The sequence below is a fragment of the Parafrankia discariae genome (assembly GCF_000373365.1).
GTDB lineage: Bacteria > Actinomycetota > Actinomycetes > Frankiales > Frankiaceae > Parafrankia > Parafrankia discariae.
Genome location: NZ_KB891102.1, coordinates 422,691 through 439,469, shown reverse-complemented (window position 1 = coordinate 439,469; position 16,779 = coordinate 422,691). Strand labels below are relative to the sequence as shown.

At 74.4% G+C, this 16,779-nt stretch carries 14 protein-coding genes; 9 read left to right on the top strand and 5 right to left on the bottom strand.

Translation table 11 applies throughout. The annotated features are described in order from the left end of the window. Positions 1–44: 44 nt before the first annotated feature. Together B056_RS0101825 and B056_RS43870 are read right to left on the bottom strand one after the other, a co-directional pair. Positions 45–2,276 (bottom strand): MMPL family transporter, encoded by a 2,232-nt coding sequence (locus B056_RS0101825; protein ID WP_018500195.1) that lies wholly within the window; start codon positions 2,274–2,276, stop codon positions 45–47. A 142-nt stretch (positions 2,277–2,418) separates the two neighbouring features. Next, positions 2,419–2,580, bottom strand: a complete 162-nt coding sequence (locus B056_RS43870; protein WP_230202765.1) for a hypothetical protein — start codon at positions 2,578–2,580, stop codon at positions 2,419–2,421. Positions 2,581–2,644: 64 nt separating this feature from the next. Here B056_RS43870 and B056_RS0101820 point away from each other — a divergent pair, with 64 nt between their 5' ends. The 4 genes from B056_RS0101820 to B056_RS0101805 all read left to right on the top strand — a co-directional run bounded on the left by B056_RS0101820 (position 2,645) and on the right by B056_RS0101805 (position 6,039). Then, on the top strand, positions 2,645–3,046 hold the full coding sequence (locus tag B056_RS0101820) for a cupin domain-containing protein (RefSeq protein ID WP_076784624.1): 402 nt from the start codon (positions 2,645–2,647) through the stop codon (positions 3,044–3,046). A 112-nt stretch (positions 3,047–3,158) separates the two neighbouring features. After that, positions 3,159–4,001 (top strand): TetR/AcrR family transcriptional regulator, encoded by an 843-nt coding sequence (locus B056_RS0101815; protein WP_018500193.1) that lies wholly within the window; start codon positions 3,159–3,161, stop codon positions 3,999–4,001. A gap of 45 nt (positions 4,002–4,046) precedes the next feature. Beyond that, on the top strand, positions 4,047–5,153 hold the full coding sequence (locus tag B056_RS0101810; RefSeq protein WP_026239220.1) for an NAD-dependent epimerase/dehydratase family protein: 1,107 nt from the start codon (positions 4,047–4,049) through the stop codon (positions 5,151–5,153). Further along, positions 5,143–6,039, top strand: coding sequence for an SDR family NAD(P)-dependent oxidoreductase (locus B056_RS0101805; RefSeq protein ID WP_018500191.1), 897 nt, complete (start codon positions 5,143–5,145; stop codon positions 6,037–6,039). Before B056_RS0101810 ends, B056_RS0101805 begins: the two co-directional genes overlap by 11 nt. A gap of 17 nt (positions 6,040–6,056) precedes the next feature. Here the strand turns inward: B056_RS0101805 and B056_RS43865 are convergent, their stop codons facing one another. After that, positions 6,057–6,239, bottom strand: a complete 183-nt coding sequence (locus B056_RS43865) for a hypothetical protein (RefSeq protein ID WP_018500190.1) — start codon at positions 6,237–6,239, stop codon at positions 6,057–6,059. Between the two features lie 396 nt (positions 6,240–6,635). Here B056_RS43865 and B056_RS0101795 point away from each other — a divergent pair, with 396 nt between their 5' ends. Further along, on the top strand, positions 6,636–9,077 hold the full coding sequence (locus B056_RS0101795) for a SulP family inorganic anion transporter (RefSeq protein WP_020572263.1): 2,442 nt from the start codon (positions 6,636–6,638) through the stop codon (positions 9,075–9,077). A gap of 162 nt (positions 9,078–9,239) precedes the next feature. Then, entirely contained in the window at positions 9,240–9,857 is a 618-nt protein-coding gene (locus B056_RS0101790; protein ID WP_018500188.1) for a DinB family protein, read from the top strand. 39 nt (positions 9,858–9,896) lie between these two features. On the opposite strand, the gene B056_RS0101785 is transcribed toward B056_RS0101790, so the two are convergent. Further along, complete coding sequence (locus B056_RS0101785) at positions 9,897–10,526, bottom strand: helix-turn-helix domain-containing protein (RefSeq protein WP_018500187.1); 630 nt, start codon at positions 10,524–10,526, stop codon at positions 9,897–9,899. 250 nt (positions 10,527–10,776) lie between these two features. On the opposite strand from B056_RS0101785, the gene B056_RS34715 reads away from it, so the two are divergent. Together B056_RS34715 and tyrS are read left to right on the top strand one after the other, a co-directional pair. Further along, positions 10,777–11,427, top strand: coding sequence for a hypothetical protein (locus B056_RS34715; protein ID WP_018500186.1), 651 nt, complete (start codon positions 10,777–10,779; stop codon positions 11,425–11,427). After that, a complete protein-coding gene (gene tyrS / locus B056_RS0101775) occupies positions 11,345–12,742 on the top strand; it encodes a tyrosine--tRNA ligase (protein WP_018500185.1) in 1,398 nt (465 codons plus the stop codon). The genes B056_RS34715 and tyrS overlap by 83 nt, the downstream gene beginning before the upstream one ends. Positions 12,743–12,780: 38 nt before the next feature. On the opposite strand, the gene B056_RS39185 is transcribed toward tyrS, so the two are convergent. Further along, complete coding sequence (locus B056_RS39185) at positions 12,781–14,919, bottom strand: protein kinase domain-containing protein (RefSeq protein ID WP_230202764.1); 2,139 nt, start codon at positions 14,917–14,919, stop codon at positions 12,781–12,783. A 240-nt stretch (positions 14,920–15,159) separates the two neighbouring features. On the opposite strand from B056_RS39185, the gene B056_RS0101765 reads away from it, so the two are divergent. Continuing rightward, a complete protein-coding gene (locus B056_RS0101765) occupies positions 15,160–16,722 on the top strand; it encodes an MFS transporter (RefSeq protein ID WP_026239217.1) in 1,563 nt (520 codons plus the stop codon). Positions 16,723–16,779: the final 57 nt, after the last annotated feature.

Here is a 16,779-nt window from a genome sequence, read left to right as displayed (position 1 = left end):
ACCCGGTCCTGGGCCCGGCGGCACCCGCTCACGGGTGCGCGAGGTCAGCTGACGGCGGCCGGTGCCGTGCTGTCGGTCGGTTCCGTCGGTTCCGTGTCGGCGGCCGGCCCGGCGGCCGTGGCGGGCGTGGCGGTGGCCGGTGCGGCGCCGTGGACGTCCACGTGCGGCATGATCCGGTCGAGCCAGCCGGGCAGCCACCAGTTCGCGCGGCCGAGCAGGGCCATGGTGGCGGGCACCAGGACCAGCCGGATGATGGTCGCGTCGACCAGCACCGCGACGGCCATCCCGACACCGACCATCTTCACCGTGACGTCCGGGTCGAGGGCGAAGCCGGCGAAGACCGCGATCATGATCAGGGCGGCGGAGCTGATGACCCGGCCGGTGGCGGCGAGGCCGCGTACGACGCTGCCGTGCGGGTCACCGGTGGCGAGGTAGTCCTCCCGGATGCGGGAGAGCAGGAACACCTCGTAGTCCATGCTCAGCCCGAACAGCACGGTGAACATCAGCACGGGCAGCCAGCTCGACATCGGCACGCTGTGCGGGAGGCCGAGCAGCTCGGCGCCCCAGCCCCACTGGAACACCGCGGTCACCACGCCGTAGGCGGCGGCGATCGAGAGCATGTTCATGACCGCGGCCTTCAGCGCGACCACCGGTGAGCGGAACACGACCGTCAGCAGCAGCAGCGACACGGCGACGACGAAGCCGACCACCCACCACAGCCGGTCGGAGAGCAGGCCGGACAGGTCGGTGAAGACCGCCGTCATCCCGGTGATCTCGATGCCCGGCGGCAGGACGTCGGCGCGCAGATGGCGGACCAGGTCGGCGGCCCGCTTGTCGCTCGGTGCGACGGCGGGCGTCACGAAGACCACCGCGGCGTTCCCGCTCGGTGAGGTCACCGGCGGGGCGACGGCCGCGACGTCGGGCGTCGCCCTGATGCGGTTCACCAGCCCGGGGAGGCCGGCGGCGGGAACCTCGCGCAGGTCCACCGCGAGCATCAGCGGGCCGTTCGCGCCGGGGCCGTACTCGGCGGCGACCAGGTCGTAGGCGCGTCGCTGGTAGGTGGACTCCGGCTGGCTGCCGGCGTCCTGCGGCCAGGTGCGCATCCCGAGGACGGGTGCGGCGAGCAGCAGCAGGAGCAGCAGGGCGCCGAGCGCCCAGGGAAGGGGCCGGCGTCCGATCCGGCCGGCCCACGCGGCGGTGAGAGTCCGCCGCGCCGGGGCGCTGGGTGTCGGGGAGTCGGGCGTCGCGGCGCCCGGCGTCGCGGCGCCGGCGGTGAGCGCTGTGCGGCCCCGGCGGCCCAGCAGCCGTGTTCCGGCGAGGCCGCACAGCGCGGGGACGAGGGTGAGCGCGGTGACGACCACGGTCACGACCACGGCCGCGGTGGTGAAACCGGTGGTCACGTAGGTGTTCAGCCCGACCAGCCGCAGCCCCGTCAGGGAGAGCACGACGGTCACCCCGGCGAACAGCACGGACACCCCGGCGGTGCCGTTGGCGCGGGCGGCGGACTCCCGCACGGGCAGGCCGGCCCGCAGGCCCTCGACATGCCGGGTGATCAGCAGGAGGGCGTAGTCGATGCCGACCCCGATGCCGATCATCGAGGCGAGCGTCGGGGCGATGGTGCTGACGTCGGTGCCGGCCGCGATGAGGGTGATGCCGGCGCTGCCGATGCCCAGGCCGATGAGCGCCACCGCCAGCGGCACCCCGGCCGCGACGATCGAACCGAACGCGACCAGCAGGATGACCAGGGCGAAGCCGACACCGACCGCCTCGGCCCGACCGTTGACCTCCTGGATGTTCTCGGCGACCTGACCGCCGAACTCGGCGGTGACACCCGCGTCGGTGGCCGGCCGGGCGGCCTCGACGAGGTCGTCGACCGCGTCGCTGCCGCCCAGGTCGGTGACGGGCCGGTCGTACTGGACGTTGATGAGCGCGGTGTCACCGTCGGTGGAGGGCCGCGGCGGGCTGACCAGGATGACGTCGGGCACCTTGGCGAGCCGGGCGGAGACGGCCGCGGTGAGCGCCGGGTCGAGCCGGCGGCCGTCGGCGGTGTGCAGCACGACCCGGGCCTGCGCCTCGGCCAGCACCGGGAACTCGGCGCGGAGCAGGTCGGTTCCCCGTTGCGACGCGGTGCCCGGGGCGTCGTAGTCGTCGTGGGGCTCGCCGCCCCAGGCCACGGCCAGCACGGATGCCACGACGAGCGCGGCGACCCACGCGCCGATCACCCGCCAGGGCCGGCCGGCGGCCAGCCATCCCACCCGGTACAGGAACCCGGACATGTCTCCTCCTCGGTGAGCGGCCGGTGCGGCCGGTTGGCGGGCGCCACAGTGCGCCGCGCTTCCACATCCGCGACGACGGCGGACTGGCCGACTGTGACATCCAGGTGTGGTCGGATGTGTCGTCTCCGCGACGTACGTTCCGCTACGTCACGAAACCGACGTCAAAGCGTGGCTTCGCCGTCGGCGCGAGCCGGTGTCGTCCACGCCGGCCTTTGGCGCCGGCGCAACCGGTGACGTCCGCATGGGTCGGGCCGCCGTCGTAGGCGTCGGTATTCTGCTGATCGGCGAACGATGCTGTTCCCAAGAGCGAGAGTGTGGTTCTACAGTTGGCGGGTGCCACGGCAGTGGCCACAGGCCGAGGAGGAACCATGCCGGTGAGCAAGCCGAGTGAATTACCCGTGGGCGGCGGCGGGCGCTGGCCGTTGACGGGATTCCGCTCCGCCCAGTGGGGGGACATGGAGGTCGGCTACACGGCCACCGGGCCACTCGACTGCACCAAGGGCTACATCGGCCTGCCCGGCGGCGTCTGCCAGTGCCCGCACTACGGTTACATGTTCAGTGGCAGGCTGCGCTGTGTGTACCCGGGTACCGACTGGCCGGACGAGGTCGCGGTGGCCGGCGAGGCGTATTTCTTCCCGGCCGGCCATGTGCTCATCTATGAGGAGCCGAGCGAGGTGCTCGAACTCAATCCCGCCGCCGCGCTCCAGAAGCTGATCGACCATTTCGAGGCGATGGCGGCCAGCGGTGGGTTCACCAAGGACGACGGCTGACCCGGCCGCCCCCGAGGACGCCCGGACGCCCGCGTACCAGGGCGTCCGGGCGCAGCCGCCGGCCCTGCCCCGGTGGTCGGAACGAGACACGAGAGAACGAGAAGCCCTTTCCATGAAAGACGACGACTCGGGTGCCGCCGCCCCGCGGAGCGGAACCGCCGCCGCCAGGCCGGTGCCGGCCGGCGCGGACGCTGGTCCGGCCGTCCAGGTGAATCCGGGTAACGTCTCGGCCGTGTCCTGGGCTGAGCGCGCCGCCGACCGGTCGCCGTCCGTGCAGCGGTCGAGATCACGCAGCATGCGACAGATGAAGGTCATCGTCGCCGCGGCCAAAAGGCTGATCGGGCAGAAAGGGGCCTCCTTCACGACGCAGGAGCTCGTGAAGGAGGCCGGCGTCGCGATGCAGACCTTCTACCGCCACTTCGAGGGGAAGGACCAGCTCCTCATGGCGGTCATCGAGGAACTGGTCACCGATCAGGCGCTGCGCTACGAGCAGGACGCCCGCGACCTGCCGGACCCGGTCGCCCGCCTGCGCCGTCACATCAGGGCGGTGCTCGGCTCGCTCGACGCCAGCGGGGACGAGAGCTCCGGGCCCCGTTTCATCACCGCGGAGCACTGGCGCCTGCACCAGCTGTACCCGCAGGAGATGGCGCAGGCCACGCAGCCCTTCGCCGACCTCGTGGCACGCGAGATCCGGGCGGCGCGTGACGCCGGCCTGCTGGCCCCGCAGGACGTCGAGCGCGACGCCGCGCTGGTCGCCCGACTCGTCATGTCCGTCTACCATCACTACGCTTTCGCGGCCGCTCCCGAGCCCGCGGAGGTGATCGCCGATCATCTCTGGGCGTTCTGCCTGACGGGGCTCGGCGGTGACCTGGGGGGTGACCTGGGCGGCCATCCAGACGGCGGCGGTCGGCCGGCGCGGCCGGCGCGGCCGGTCAGGCGTCCGCCCGCTTCATGAGCTCGGCCAGCGGGAGAGTCCCGGCCGAGCGGGAGGGGCGTGGCCGTGAAGGTGCTGGTGGTGGGTGGAACCGGGCCGACCGGACCGCACATCGTGCGAGGTCTGCTCGGGCGGGGGCACGACGTCACGATCTTCCATCGGGGAGCCCACGAACCGCCGGAGCTCGCTGACGTCGAGCACCTCCACGGCGATCCGCACTTCCGGGAGTCGATCGACGAGGCGCTCGGTTTACGCGAGTTCGACGTCGTCCTGGCCATGTACGGGCGGATGCGACATCTCGCGCCGGCGCTCGCCGGGCGGTGCGGCCAGTTCGTCGGCATCGGCGGTGTGCCGGTCTACCAGGGGTTCTTTCCCGGTGACGGGACGCGCCGGCTGCCGATCCCGGTCACCGAGGACCACCCGGTCGTCCAGGAGCGCTCCGACGACCCGGCCGTCCGGTTCTCCCGGCGGTTGGTCGACGCCGAGGCGGCGGCGTTCGCGCACCACCCGGGCGCCACGCTGTTCCGTTTCCCGATGCTCTACGGGCCGAACAACGCCCGGCCGGCCGAGTGGTCGATCGTGCGGCGCGTGCGCGACGGGCGTCCGCACCTGATCCTGCCGGACGGCGGATCCCAGATCCACACCCGCTGCGCGGCGCGCAACGCGGCGGCGTTCGTGCTCGCCGCGGTCGACCGCCCGCGGGCCGCCGCCGGCCAGATCTACAACGCCGGTGATCCCACCGACTGGTCGCTGCGGCAGTGGGTCGAGCTGATCGTCCGCCTGATGGGCGCGGATCTGGAAGTGGTGGCGCTGCCGCGGGAGATCGCCGTCGAGGCCACGACCACGCTGCTGCCGCTGGGGGGCACGACGACCGAGCACTGCGTCCTGAGTACCGAGAAGGCGCGCCGCGAGCTCGGCTGCGAAGCGGTGGTCGACCCGGTCCAGGCGGTCGAGGAGCTCCTGGCGTGGTACGCCGAGCGACCCGACTTCGACGTCAGCACCAGCCCGTCGTTCACCGACCGGTTCGACTACCCGACCGAGGACGCCCTGATCGCCGAGTACCGCTCCGCCGTCGACCGGGTGCGCTCGGCCGTCGACCAGTACGCCGCGCCGCCGGTGCACAGCATGCCGCACCCGACCCAGCCCGGAAAGGTGGACCATCGTGGCCGCTGACCTGCCCGAAGACGCACGGGACGGCCTGGTGGACCGCGTCGTCGTGGTCACGGGGGGAGCCAGCGGGATCGGCCGCGCGAGCGTGCGGCGCTTCCTCGCCGCCGGGGCGCGGGTGGTCTTCGGCGACGTGAACGAGGCGAACGCCCGGCTGCTGCTCGACGAGGTCGCCGACCCGGCCCGGCTCCGTTTCGAGCGGGCGGACGTCGCCGACGAGGCGGAGGTCGCCGCGCTCGTCGCCGCGGCCGTCGAGCGGTTCGGGCGCCTCGACGTCATGTTCAACAACGCCGGGGTCGGCGGGGCGTTCGGCCCGCTCACCGAGCTCGACGTCGCCGACTGGGACCGCACCTTCGGCGTGATCAGCCGCGGGATGTTCCTCGGGACGAAGCACGCCGCCCGCGCGATGATCGCCCAGGGCGGCGGCGGGTCGATCATCAACAACTCCTCGGTCGCCGGAGTCGGCGGTGGCGGCGGCCCGACCGCGTACTCGGCGGCCAAGGCCGCGGTCATCAACTTCACCTGCAACGCGGCCGTGGAGCTGGCGGCGCACCGGATCCGGGTCAACGCGATCTGCCCCGGCCTCGTCGACACGCCGCTGGTCATGGGGCGCGACGAGGCGGCCATCCGGGCCCGGATGGCGACCTTCCAGCCCTGGCCCGACCTGGGCCGGCCCGAGGACATCGCCGGCGTCGTGCTCTTCCTCGCCGGTCCGGACAGCGCCTTCCTGACCGGGGAGGCGATCCGGGTCGACGGCGGGATGGTCGCCTGGGGCCCGCGGATGACCGACACCTCCGACCCCCGGGGGGTGACCCGCCGGTTCACCGGGTTCACCGAGGGCTCGACCGGCCGTCCACCGAGCAGACGCCCCCTGGACGGCGCCGGCGCCTGAGGCCGGCCGGCGTCCCGTCAGAGACCGAAGGCCCCGCCCTCGACGAGGCTGGTCAGGCCGATGGTCACCAGGGCCGGCGGCAGCGGCACGTGCCCCCAGCGGCTCAGCGCGCGGGCGAAGAACAGCGCCAGCACCAGGATGCCGTCGATGTTGGTGACGGCGAACAGGCCGATCGCCGTCCCGACGGTGCCCGGGTTCATCCGGTCGCGACGGTCGGGGTGAACGGCACCGGCCGGCCGTACCGGGCGGGTTCCCGGCCGCCGCGGGCGGTTCGTCACCGTTGTGACGTGGTTCGCGGCGCCCGCGGGAAGCGAGTGACCCGACGGGATGGGCCGCAGGTCGCGAGCGGCTCGGGGCCTTTACACCCCGATCGGCCGGGATGGCTACTCTACGATGCCGTTGTGACGCGCCGCGCGTCCAGGATCGCGGCTCCACCCTGGGAATATTGCTCAGTGACTACTGCGCGCCCACCACGGAGTGGCGGAGTGGGCTGGGGGTTCCGGGTTCTGGTCACGTAACGTGTTCGAACCTGTACCACTCAACATCGAGAATAGATGGCCTGACGCTGACGTTGCGCCCTCGCCGAGGAGACGATCGTGCACGCCGAGCACCACGAGCCAAGAAAACAGCCGTCGTCGGTGGCGCCTGCCCCGACCGCGCTGCCCTATCCGTCCGAGATCGACTCGGATCACCCCACCCCGGTCCGCTCCGGCGGCACCGCCCCCGGCGGCACCGGGCCTCCCGCGCCCGGTGGTCCAGCCGGTCGCATCCTCCGGCGGACCTGGCGCCACGATCTTGAGGCGTCCGTCGTCGTCTTCCTGGTGGCGCTTCCGCTCTCGCTGGGCATCGCGGTCGCCTCGGGCGCCCCGGTGGTCGCCGGCATCATCGCGGCGGTCGTCGGCGGCGTCGTCGCCGGCGCCGTCGGCGGAGTCCCGCTGCAGGTCTCCGGCCCGGCGGCCGGCCTCACCGCCGTAGTGGCCGAGATCGTGGCCACGCACGGCTGGCGGACCGCCTGTTTCGTCACCGCCGCCGCGGGCCTGGTGCAGATCCTGTTCGGCCTGAGCCGGGTCGCCCGCGCGGCCCTGGCGATCTCACCCGCGGTCGTGCACGGCATGCTCGCCGGCATCGGCCTGACCATCGTGATCGGGCAGATCCACGTCGTGCTCGGCGGCACCGCCGGCTCGACCGCCTGGCACAACCTCATCGTCCTGCCCGGCGAGATCGCGTCGCCGGCTGTCCCGGCGGCGGCGCTGCTCGGCATCGCGACCATCGCGCTGACCGTCGTGTGGACGCGGCTGCCCCGGCCGGTGTCCGCCATCCCGGCACCGCTGGCCGCGGTGTCGCTGGTGACCGCGGCGTCGCTGCCGTTCGACGTCCCGCGGGTCGCCCTGCCCGACGACCTGCTGGGCGCGATCGCCCTGCCCGAGCTGCCCGCCGGCGGTGAGTGGGGCGCGATCACGCTGGCCGTGCTGACGGTCGCCCTGGTCGCGAGCATCGAGTCGCTGCTGTCGGCGGTCGCCGTGGAGGCGATGCACTCCGGCCCGCGCGGCGACCTCGACCGCGAGCTGCTCGGCCAGGGTGCCGCGAACACGGTCTCCGGCCTGCTCGGCGGGCTGCCGGTCACCGGCGTCATCGTCCGCAGTTCGACGAACGTCCGCGCCGGCGCCCGCACCCGCGCCTCGGCGATCCTGCACGGCCTGTGGATGGCCGGCTTCGCGCTGCTGCTGGCACCGCTGGTGGGGCGCATCCCGCTCGCCGTGCTCGCCGGGCTGCTGGTCGTCATCGGCCTGCGCCTCGTCGACCTCGCGCACATCCGCGCGATCGCCCGCCACGGCGAGCTCGCGATCTACCTGACGACGGTCGTCGGCGTGGTGCTGCTCAACCTGCTCGAGGGCGTCCTGATCGGGATCGCCACCGCCCTGCTGCTCGCGCTGCGCCGGACGCTGGTGGCACCGGTCCACGTGCACCCGCCCACCGACCCCGGCGCGCCGTGGCGGGTCGTCGTCGAGGGCGCGCTGACCTTCCTGTCCCTGCCCCGGCTGTCCCGCCGGCTCGCCGAGGTGCCCGCCGGGGCGTCCGTCCGGCTCGACCTGGCCGTCGACTACCTCGACCACGGCGCGCACAAGATGCTGGACGACTGGATCGCCGAGCGGCACCGCGCCGGTGCCACGGTGACCGTCGACGAGGTGGGGGCCGCGCCGCTGGCCATCCCCACCGTCGCGGCCCGGCCCCGTGGGGGGCGGCTGTCCAGGAGCCTGTTCGGGGGACGCTCCACCGGCCGGCACGCCCGGTCGGCGCGGCCGCCGCGCTGGCTCGCGCCCTGGTCGGACTGGCAGCACGGTCAGCTCCACGACCGCCAGCACCTGCTCAACGGCGTGGACGAGTTCCACCGCCGGACAGCCCCGATGATCGAGCCGTTCCTCACCGAGCTGACTGCGGGGCAGCGGCCGTCCACCCTGTTCATCACCTGCAGCGACTCGCGGCTCGTGCCGAACGTGATCACCAGCAGTGGCCCGGGGGACCTGTTCACCGTGCGCACGCCGGGCGCGTTCGTCCCCGGCCCGCAGGCGGTCGGTGACTCGACCCTGGCCGCGATCGAGTACGCCGTCGAGGTGCTCCGCGTTCGGACCATCGCCGTCTGCGGACACTCCGGCTGCGGCGCGGTCGCCGCCCTGCTCGACCGGGGCACCCCGGGGCACAGCACCAGCGTCGGCCCGCTGCGCAACCTGGAGGCCTGGCTGCGCCACGGCGAACCGGCGCTGGCCCGCGCGGTCCGCGACGCCGGTGGACTCCCGCCGGAGCCCGACGAGCTGAGCCGGGTCAGCGTCGCGCAGCAGCTCGTCGCGCTGCGCGGGCTGTCCGTGGTGCGCCGCGCCGAGGCGGAGGGCCGGCTGCACCTGGTCGGCATGTGGTTCGACATCGCCACGGCGCGCGCGATCGTCCTGGACGAGTCGACCGACCGGTTCGAGATCCCGACCGGCAGTGTCGTCCCGGCGCTGGAGAGCGGACAGCGGCTGGCCGACGCCACTCGCGGCTGACCGCGTCGCCGGTCGGCCCCACCCCGCCCGCCGGCTCGCCCGGCCCCGGCCCCGACTTGCCGGCTCGGGTTCCGCTCCAGGACAGAAGCTGTCCGCAAGGGTTCCTATCGTCGGCTCCACAGTCATCCGGCGAGCAGTCACCGGCGAGCAGAGGTGGGAACCATGAGCAGCACCGTGGACGTCGAGAGCGGGCCCGAGACCGGCACCGCGACCGGCACCGTGACCGAGACCGAGGTCGACCTGGGCACCGACCCCGACACGGTCGACGAGGCCGGCGGCGGTGCCGCCGAGGGCGGGACCGTCGGCGAGAAGGAGGATCTGCTCACGACGCTGGCGAAGCACCGGGACTTCCTGCGCTACACCGTCCGTGACCTGACCGACGAGCAGGCGGCCCGGCGCACCACCGTCAGCGCGCTGTGCCTCGGCGGGCTGATCAAGCACGTGACGGCGGCCGAGCGCTCCTGGACCGACTTCATCGTCAGCGGCGTTCAGAGCGGGGACCCCGAGAACTGGATGAAGCAGCACCAGATGCTGATGGGAGACACCTTGACCGGGCTGCTCGCCGACTACGAGGCGACGGCCGAGCGGACCAGGGAGGTCGTCGAGTCGCTGCCCGACCTCGGCCTGACCCGGCCGCTGCCCGAGGCCCCGTGGTTCGAGCCGGGGGCGAGTTGGTCGATGCGGCGCGTCCTGCTGCACATCATCGCCGAGACGTCGCAGCACGCCGGCCACGCGGACATCATCCGGGAGAGCCTCGACGGCAGCCGCACCATGGGCTGAGCGGCGCCGGGCGGGCCGCCGGCGCCGGGCGGCGCCCGGTCACTCGGTGAGTTCCGCCCGGGCGAGCGCCACCCGCTCGAGGTGGCCGTTCATCTCGGCGCGAAAGGCCGCGAGCCGGCCGATCTTCTCGTCGATCTCGTCCCTGAGCTGGGTGTACGCCTCCTCGGCGTCGTCGAGGAGCTGGGCCCGCTCGACAGCGTCGGACGAGGCGCGGTAGTCCACCCGGACCCGGGCCAGCCGGTCCTCGTGCCCGAGCATGATCCGGATCTCGTCGAGGTTGAAGCCGAGCAGTTCCTGCAGCTCACGGATCCGGCGCACCCGGGCCAGGTCGGCGTCGGCGTACAGCCGGTTCCCGCCGGTCGTGCGGCCGGACGGGGTGAGCAGCCCGACCTCCTGGTAGTACCGCAGCGAGCGGACCGAGACGCCGAGCTCCCGAGCGGCCTGGCCGATCGCGTAGAGGCCGGACTCGGCGGCGGGCGTGGTCGGGCCGGGCGCCTCCGGGTCGGACCCGTCCGGGGCGGTCGCCCCCGGAGCGGGTGCCTGCGGGGCGGGTCCCGTCAGCGCGGGCCCGCCCCGGACGGGCCCGCCCGGTTCCGGCGCGGACCGGGTCTCGGCGTCGGACCGGGTCTCGGCCGCGGCCAGGTCCTCGTCGTCGATGGTGCTGTTCATGAAAGCGATTTTCCCAGTGCCTGTCCCGCACTCAGCGGGCGTCCGATCGGCCCGGCAGGTCGATACCCGTTCCATCCTCCATCGCCGAGACCTCACCCGCTCCGGCGAGTTTCTCCTCTCACGCTGCTGGTGTTCGGCGCGACGAACAGGCCCGTCGCCAGGCCCATGAGGAACAGCGCGAGCGCGAACCAGAGGTAGGAGAAGTCGATCGGGATGGCGTCGAAGACGCCGGGCGCCGGGCCGCGCTCGTTTGTTCCCGCTGGTCCCTGGTCTGCGTGCTCTGCGCGACCGGGGGCACGAGATCCACCTGCGCATCGGCGCGCGGCTGGTGGACGGCCCGTGGGCCGACGGCCTGAACATCGCGCCGACCGACCCGCGCATCGATGAGATCGAGGTCAAGGCGGACGCGGGCGGCACGGGCCCGGCCCAGCTCCGGCGGGCGCTCGCCGGGCTGATGTCACGCGGCCCCCTGGAGCGGGCCGACCTCGACCGAGCCGTCGCCCAGGTGGACCCGGACGTGATCCTCGTCGACACCAACGCCTACGGCGCCGCGATCGCCGCGCGGGCGTCCGGGCGGCCGTGGGGGATCGTGCTGCCGTCGCTCGTCGCCCTGCCGGGCCGGGGGATCCCCCCGTACGGCCTGGGCCTGGCGCCGGCGCGGGGGCCGTTGGGCCGACTGCGCGACCGGGTGGTGTGGCCGCTGGTCATCCGCCAGTTCGGCGCGGCGATGCTGCCCCCGCCGCCCGGCCCGCCGCCTGACGGGGAGGGGAGAGTCGGGCGGAGATCAGGGCGCTCGACGCTGACTACCATTGTCAGCCATGACCCGACTCGGAGCCTCCGTCGACCATGTCACCGCGCTGCTCGGTGGGGCCGACCTGGCATCCGACGCCTCCGTGCGTGAGCTGCTGGAGCGGACCACCGAGCGCCGCGGCCTCGACCTCTCCGACCTCGCCCCCGCCGAGCAGGCGGCCCTGATCGCCGAGCGCTCGCAGGACCTGCAGCCCTCACCCGAGGCGCTGGCGGCCCGCATCGGCGACGCGGCCGCCCGCTCACGTCCCTTCGTGGCGAAGTTCGGCATCGACCCGACCGGCGCCGAGGTCCACCTCGGCCACGCGGTGCCGATGCTGCTCCTGAGCCGGTTCGCGCGGATGGGGCACCGCGTCGTGTTCATCGTCGGTGACATCACCGCCAAGATCGGCGACCCGTCCGGCCGGTCGGACGAGCGCCCGGCGCTCACCGACGAGGATATCGCCCGCAACCTGACCACCTACCGGGCCCAGGTCGCCCCGTTCTTCGACTTCGAGCGGGCCGAGTTCCGCCGCAACGGCGACTGGTTGCGCGAGGTGAGGCTGCCGCGGCTGCTGGAGATCGTCTCACGGATCCCGGTGTCGATGTCGCTGCAGCGGGAGGACTTCCGGCGTCGCCTCGACGCCGGCCACGGGCTCTCCCTGGCCGAGCTGCTGTACTCGGTGGTGATGGCGCTCGACTCGGTCGAGGTCGACAGCGATCTGGAGATCGGTGGCATCGACCAGTTCCTGAACATGCAGATGTGCCGCAAGGTCATGGAGATCTGCGGCCAGACCCCGGAGATCGTCGTGGCCACCTCGCTGATCGAGGGCACCGACGGCACCGGCGCCAAGATGAGCAAGAGCCGCGGCAACTACGTCCCGCTGACGGCCGCGCCCGGTGAGATCTTCGGGAAGATCATGTCCGTGCCGGACCGGCTCGTCGAACCGTACTTCCGCGCGCTCAGCGAGTGGCGCGACTCCGAGCTCGCCATCCTGACCGCCCGGCGCGAGACCGGCACGGCGCACCCGATGGACCTCAAGAAGATCCTCGCCGGCGAGGTGACGGCGGCGATCCACGGGGTGGACGCCGCGATGACGGCCCGGACCGAGTTCGTCGCGCGGTTCTCCCGCCGCGCCTTCGCCGAGGTCGACGACCTGCCGGTGATCTCCGATCTCGGCGCGACGGTCGCCGGGACGGTGCGGGGGCTCGGGTTCGCGAAGAGCAACGGCGACGTCCGCCGGGTCGCGGAGCAGAACGGGCTGCGGCTGGTGGTCGAGTCCGAGGAGGGCCAGACCCAGGTGCCGCTCACACCGGACGACGTCCGGGAGCCGCTGTCCGCCGTCCTCAAGGGCAGGCTCGACGGCCGGCCCGGTGCCGTGTACCTCAAGGTCGGCCGCAAGCTGGCGCGGGTCGAGCCTGCCGGCTGACGGCAGCCGTCGCCGCGGGCGGTCGTACGGCGTCGGTGTCAGAGGTCCTGAGCCTCCGCGCGGGCGGTCTCCACCGGCGGTGAGCCGGGGTGCGCCGCCGGGCTCTCGGACGGTGCCGATTCCGGTGGCGGAGTGGTCCGCTGGGGCGTTTCCAGCGGCGGGGGGGCGGTGGTTCTGGGCAGGTCCTCCGGTGTCGCCGGCGGGGGTGGGTCGGCGGCCGTGGGCGATCCCGGCGTCGGGTGCGGCTGCGCTGGTGGGAGGTTCGTCACGCCCGAGCCCTGCGACGGGAACGGCCAGGACGGACCCGGACCCGGCGCCTGCGGCACGGCCGGTGGGCGCCGTGGCCCGGGTGCGGCCGGTTGGCCGCCGCTCCCGCCGGACTGCGGGGCGGCCGGTGCCTGAACCGGGCCGCCGGCCGGTCCCCGGCCCGTTCCCGGATCCTGGCCCGTGCCCGGCAGGCCCTGCTCCAGGCCGCCCGCGACGCCGCCGACGGTGCCTCCGGTCGCTTCACCGGGCATCCCCGCGGACGTGCCACCCGCCGCACCGTCCGCGGGGACGCCCGGCGTGCCGGCGGATGTCCCGGCGCCGCGGCCGTCGGTGGTGCGCCGGCTGCCCGCCGACCGCCGCTCGGCCGACCGCCGTTCCGCCACGCCCCCGACGGTCGGCGTGGTCGGCGGGCTCGACGGCGGCCGCGGGGCCTGCGCGCCGTCGCCCCAGCTCGGGAGCAGCTCCCACGGGGTGAGGACGCCGCGCGCCGGCGTCATCGTGACGATCGCGGCGGTGGCCAACACGGACGCCGCGACCACCAGCCCCCGCGCCGGGCGGTGGGCCGGTTCCGCCGGGCGGTCCACCACGGCCGGATGCCGCAGCCGCTGGCTGATCTCGGCGATCACCGGCACGGGCAGCCAGCTGGGCGGGCGAGGGCTGGCCCCGAGCTGGGCGTGGCAGCGGCCCAGGATCTCGGCCGGCGTCGGCCGCCGCTGCGGCGCCTTGGCCAGGCACGACTCGATCAGTGCGCGCAGGTCGCGGTCCACGCCGGTCAGCTCCGGCTCCTCCCGGACCACGCGGTAGATCACATCGGCGGTGTTGCCCTCGCCGAAGGCGTTGCGCCCGGTCGCGGCGAAGGCGAGCACCGAGCCGAGGGCGAACACGTCCGAGGCCGCGTCCACCCGTTCACCGCGGGCCTGCTCGGGCGACATGTACGGCGGCGATCCGATGATCTTCCCGGTGGTGGTGCTGCCGGCGTGCTCGGCCGCCCGCGCGATCCCGAAGTCGATCACCCGGGGCCCGTCGATCGCCAGCAGTACGTTCGCCGGCTTCAGGTCACGGTGCACGATCCCCGCCCCGTGGATGGCGACGAGCGCCTCCGTCACCCCCGCGGCCAGCCGGAGCAGGCTGGACGGCGGCAGCGGGCCGTTGCGCAGCACGCTGTCGCGCAGCGTCGGGCCGTGGATGTAGGCGGTGGCGAGCCACGGGCGGGCCGCGATGACGTCCGCGGCGATCAGCGGCGCGGTGAACAGGCTGTTCACCCGGCCCATCGCGGCGACCTCCCGCTCGAAACGACGCCGGAACTCGCCGTCGGACGCCATGTCGGCGCGGATGACCTTCACCGCGACCGGCCGCTGCCCCGGGGAGTGGCCCAGGTACACCGCGCCCATGCCGCCGGAGCCCAGCCGGCCGCGCAGCCGGAACGGCCCGACCTCCCGTGGGTCGTCCGCGTCGAGCGGGGAGAGGAAGTCATCGGCCGGCCCGCCGCCGCGGCGCTGGGACGGGACCGCGCCGGGTGTCCCGTCCCACGGCCCGCCCCGCGGCGACCATGGCCCGCCCCGCGGCGGCCACGGCCCGGCCGGCGGCGGCTGCGCCGGGACGTCCGCCCCGGGCGGGGCGATCCGGGTCTCCCGCTCCGCCGCCAGGATGGCGGCGAGCTCGTGCCACCGCGCCTGCCAGGAGTCGACGTCCCCACCGCAGGCGGACACGTAGGCGCGCAGGACGTCCAGCGGTGGCAGCGACCCGCCGCCGACCGCGTCGGCCAAGACCTCCGCCGGCAGGCCGACGCGTCGCGCCAGGGCCCGGTATGAGGGGTTTCCCGCCTGGTGCCGCATCGCACGGAGATCGCGCCCGAACGCGGCGACCGGGCCGGTGGGCGGGGTGGTCGGCGTACTTTTCCGTCCTCGCACGGTGCGTCGGTCCTCCTCCGGGAGCGCGGGCGCGGGTGACCGGACGACCGGTGTCGCCGACGGGATCCTGCCAGCGCGCATACTCCACGTCGCCAACCGGACACGTGGCGAAGCTGACGAGTTTCCGACAGCGCGGGGCCCGTTCCCGGGGAGGATGACCGGGTGCCCGCTGACCCCGCCGCCCGCGCGGTGCCGGCCGGGCGGTCCGGACGGGCCGGTCCGGGCGGGCCGGCTGGTCCGGTGGAGCGGGCCGGCCGGCGGGAGTGGACCGGACTGGCCGTTCTCGCCCTGCCGACGCTGCTGCTGGCACTGGACCTGAGCGTTCTCTACCTGGCGCTGCCCGGCCTCACCGCGGACCTGCGGCCCAGCGCCACGCAGCTGCTGTGGATCACCGACAGCTACGGCTTCCTGATCGCCGGGTTCCTGGTGACCATGGGCACCCTCGGCGACCGCGTCGGGCGGCGCCGCCTCCTGCTCGCCGGAGCGGTCGCGTTCGCGCTGACGTCCGTGCTGGCCGCCTGGGCGACGAGCCCGGCGATGCTGATCGCCGCGCGGGCCCTGCTCGGAATCGCCGGCGCCACGCTCATGCCGTCCACGCTGGCGTTGATCAGCAACATGTTCACCGACGAACGGCAGCGGTCCGCCGCGGTCGCCGTCTGGATGAGCTGCTTCCTCGCCGGAATGGCGGCCGGCCCGGTGCTCGGCGGCCTGCTGCTGGAGTACTTCTGGTGGGGTTCGGTGTTCCTGCTCGCGGTGCCCGTCATGGCGCTGCTGGTCGTGACGGCGCCCGTCCTGCTGCCCGAGTACCGGCACCCGGGGGAGGGCCGGCTCGACCTGGTCAGCGCGGCGATGTCGCTGCTCGCGGTCCTCGCGGTCGTCAACGGGCTCAAGGAGACGGCGGCCGGCGGGCCGGGCCCGGGCGCCGGCGGGTCGGTCGCGGTCGGGCTGCTGGCCGGCTGGCTGTTCATCCGCCGCCAGCGTGGCCGGGCCGACCCGTTCGTGGACGTCGGCCTGTTCGCGAACCGGGCGTTCACCGCCGCGCTCGGGCTCATTCTGTTCGGCGCGTTCGTCATGGGCGGGATCAACCTGTTCGTGACGCAGTACCTGCAGCTGGTCGCGGGACTCACCCCGCTGCGGGCCGGTCTGTGGCTGGCGCCGGCGACGGTGGCCGTCATCGGCACGAGCCTGGCCGCCCCGGCGGCGGCGCGGCGGATCGGCGCGGGGCGGGTGGTGGCCGTCGGGCTGGCGGTGAGCGCGGTGGGTCTCGCGATCCTCACCCAAGCCGGCGGCGGTGGGCTGATCCTGCTGGGGTTCGGGTTCGTCCTGGTCTTCGTGGGGGTCGGGCCCCTGGGCGTGCTCGGCACCGATCTGGTGGTCGGGTCCGCGCCGCCCGCGCGGGCCGGGTCGGCGGCGTCACTGTCGGAGACGGGCAGCGAGCTCGGCGTGGCTCTCGGGGTCGCCCTGCTCGGCAGCCTGGGCGCGGCCGTCTACCGGCACCGCCTTACCGAGGCGATCGCCGGCGGGAGCCGGACCGGGGGAGCGGGCGGCCCGGGCGGCCCGGGCGGCGCCGGCCGGCCCGCCCCGTCGGACGCGGTGACCGACGCGGTGGCCGACGCCGCCCGGGACGGCCTCGTGGGCGCGGCGCGGGTGGCGCGGACACTTCCGGACGGCGGGACCGCCGTACTGGCACCGGCCCGCGACGCGTTCACCGCCGGCCTGCACGCCGTCGCCGCGGCGGGCTGCGCGCTGGCCCTGTTGTTCGCGCTGCTCTCGGCCGTGCTTTTCCGCGACGGCCCTCGGTGACGGCGCCGAGCGTGCCTTTTCCGGGCCGGTGGCGAAGCCGGGCTCTTCCGGTCTCGT

Bases quoted from the DNA above. Each gene is read 5' to 3' on its own strand.
- B056_RS0101815 (WP_018500193.1), top strand. From the start codon at position 3,159: ATGAAAGACGACGACTCGGGTGCCGCCGCCCCGCGGAGCGGAACCGCC.
- B056_RS43865 (WP_018500190.1), bottom strand. From the start codon at position 6,239: ATGAACCCGGGCACCGTCGGGACGGCGATCGGCCTGTTCGCCGTCACC.
- tyrS (WP_018500185.1), top strand. From the start codon at position 11,345: ATGACCCGACTCGGAGCCTCCGTCGACCATGTCACCGCGCTGCTCGGT.
- B056_RS0101825 (WP_018500195.1), bottom strand. From the start codon at position 2,276: ATGTCCGGGTTCCTGTACCGGGTGGGATGGCTGGCCGCCGGCCGGCCC.
- B056_RS0101790 (WP_018500188.1), top strand. From the start codon at position 9,240: ATGAGCAGCACCGTGGACGTCGAGAGCGGGCCCGAGACCGGCACCGCG.
- B056_RS0101820 (WP_076784624.1), top strand. From the start codon at position 2,645: ATGCCGGTGAGCAAGCCGAGTGAATTACCCGTGGGCGGCGGCGGGCGC.
- B056_RS0101785 (WP_018500187.1), bottom strand. From the start codon at position 10,526: ATGAACAGCACCATCGACGACGAGGACCTGGCCGCGGCCGAGACCCGG.